Origin of the sequence: Pseudophaeobacter sp. (assembly GCF_039971195.1) — a bacterium.
Lineage (GTDB): Bacteria > Pseudomonadota > Alphaproteobacteria > Rhodobacterales > Rhodobacteraceae > Pseudophaeobacter.
This window is the reverse complement of sequence record NZ_JBDWPJ010000125.1, coordinates 1-2,342: the sequence shown is the minus strand read 5'-3', so window position 1 is coordinate 2,342 and position 2,342 is coordinate 1. Positions and strand designations below refer to the sequence as shown.

Below are 2,342 nucleotides of genomic sequence, written 5' to 3'. Positions count from 1 at the left end.
CCAGGGTTCCAATTATCCTCAGTTTTGCCAGATGGGAATCCAGAGACCACTATGCTGCTGAATTCACACAGTTCTATGATGGGACGCATGTGCCACGACCCGAGCGCGCAAAGGCCGCCGCAGACATGGCGCAGGACTATGCAAAAGCTCTTGAAGGCTGGTGCCGCGTCGATCCTTATAACTGGTTCAACTTCTTCGATATCTGGCGCCGCTGAGCCGAGCTGTTTGCAGCCTGCCCCTACAACACTGGAAGCTGCCTTGCGGGCAGAGCCCATTTCTGTGGGTGGCGCAGTGGCCTATGCGGAAATCATTGTACATCCGGCCTTTGGCACCGCGGTTCAAAATGGCGGCGTCTTTATCTTGACCCGCGACAAATTCCTGTTGCGGCAGCAAACCACGCCCAAAGCCGAAGAGATGACAATTGGCCCCAAGACCATCACCATCCAGCGCGACGGAAAAGAGATCACCCGCGCGATCCCTAAGCGTATGAACGCGTTTTTCACCGTCCTACAGGCGGCGGTGTTCAATCAGGGTATTTCTGATTTGCCTCCACTGCCCAATAAGATCACCTCAACATCGACGGGCTGGATCGCCCGCATTTCACTGCGGCAAAGCGGCGGTGGCAGCATTGTCTTTTCCGGCTGTGGCGATGTCTTGAAAGCCATCGATCTCGAGATGGCAGGCAAACAAAACCGCCAAATCAAGTTTCTGTCGCAATGACACGGATTGTCTTAGCGGCACTGAGCCTGATCGGGCTGATGCTGCTCTTGGCGCCCCGGGTCACGATCAGCTCCGACACCGGGGCATTGATCGTCGGGGAGAATGCGGGGCTTCCCTCTCTCACGGAGGGGGCGGGACTGGATGTGCTTGTTGCGCTCAGCCACCCCCAGGTCGCCCAGCGCAACAAAGCAGCAAAAGCAATTGCACACCACCTGAGGCAAGACCCGCTGGTCAGTGAGGTTCTTTTCAGCACCCCGGCCCCTTCGGAAGAATTTGACAGATGGATCTGGGAAAACCGGCTCCAGCTGGCCCCCCCCGAACGGGCGGATCTGCAAAGCCAGAACATGACCCGACGGCTTGTCGAGGCAAAAGACTACTTTTCCGAAGCCGCCAGCATCGTGTTTGGGGATCGTTTTCTGCGTGATCCAACAGGAAGCTATTGGCGCATCGTCAAACGGTTTGACAGCCCCAAAGGCGCCTTTCCTGTTGAAGACGGGGTTTGGCAATCCAGTGACAGCTCTGCCGCAATTCTGCATATCCGCCTGGAACAGCAACCCTTTGACGCCCAGGCGCTAAAGGATTGGTCAGTGTCGCTGCGCAACCTTGCTGCACAAAAGGAGGTCTCGGCCCATCTGCTGGGGGTTCGGGTCATCGCCGCTGAGACCACCCAGTTCAATTCTGCTGCCTCGGCGCGCGCCTCGATAATAGCCAGCCTGCTATTGGTCATCTGGCTGATCTGGTCGCTGCGCTCTGTGCTCTTGGTGGTGCATGCCTTTCTCCCCCTCGCCCTGGGCATAATCTCGGCCATTGGCGTGGTCAATCTGGCGTTTGGCTCGGTGCATATTGTAGCCTTGGCCTTTGGTGGTGTTCTTTTGGGGCTGGCACTGGACTATCCGATCCATGTCATGGCCCATCACGGCAGTCGCCGCAGCAAGGCCCATAGGCTGATCCTGCTGGGCGCCGCAACCACCGGACTTGCGTTTTTGGCCATGGTTGGCTCACAGGTTCCCGCCTTGGTTCAAACCGGGGTCTTCATCCTGGTAGGGCTGTCCATCGCCGCCATTGCTTCCGTCGTGATGCCCGTGCCCAAAAAGGCTGAAATAAGAGGCATCGCGCTCAGCAACTTTGACTTTTACCTGCCCGCCAAGACCTGGATCGAGACGACTCTCATCCTGGCAGGGCTGGTCACAGTTGTGCTGTTCAATCAACAGCCCCCCATCGCCCTGTTTGAACCGCCAGAACACATCCGTACAGAACTGGCTGAGCTGAACGAAAAACTGGATCTGCCCTCCAGCACATATGCCATCGATGTAGAGGGCGAAACGCTCGGTGCGCTGCTTGAAAACGAGGTGCAACTGGCGGCGCTTTTGGATCAGGCCATCGAAGATGGGGCATTGCAATCCTATCAGATGCTCTCTCAATGGCTCTCACCCGCGCGGGCCCGTCACGGCTCAGTTTCCGACTTTCACGCTGAGGCCGAATTGGCGCTGGAGCAGGCAGGCATGGCCGTCGCCTTTGCCGCGCAACAGACCCTTGAGTTTGAACGCGCCCTTTTAGCCCCTGGCCTGCAACCAGAAGACCTGAATAGATTCCCAGAATTGCAGGGCTTGGCCAGGCGGCTG

3 protein-coding genes are annotated in these 2,342 nt (G+C 57.6%); all 3 read left to right on the top strand.

What is annotated here, in order from left to right; translation table 11 throughout:
• A partial coding sequence (locus ABJP42_RS11065) for a hypothetical protein (RefSeq protein WP_348340367.1) occupies positions 1-215 on the top strand: 215 nt, incomplete at its 5' end.
• 43 nt (positions 216-258) lie between these two features.
• Positions 259-720, top strand: coding sequence for a hypothetical protein (locus ABJP42_RS11060; RefSeq protein WP_348340366.1), 462 nt, complete (start codon positions 259-261; stop codon positions 718-720).
• Positions 717-2,342, top strand: a 1,626-nt coding sequence (locus ABJP42_RS11055; RefSeq protein ID WP_348340365.1) for an MMPL family transporter, incomplete at its 3' end; no start/stop codon positions are given. The genes ABJP42_RS11060 and ABJP42_RS11055, both read left to right, overlap by 4 nt.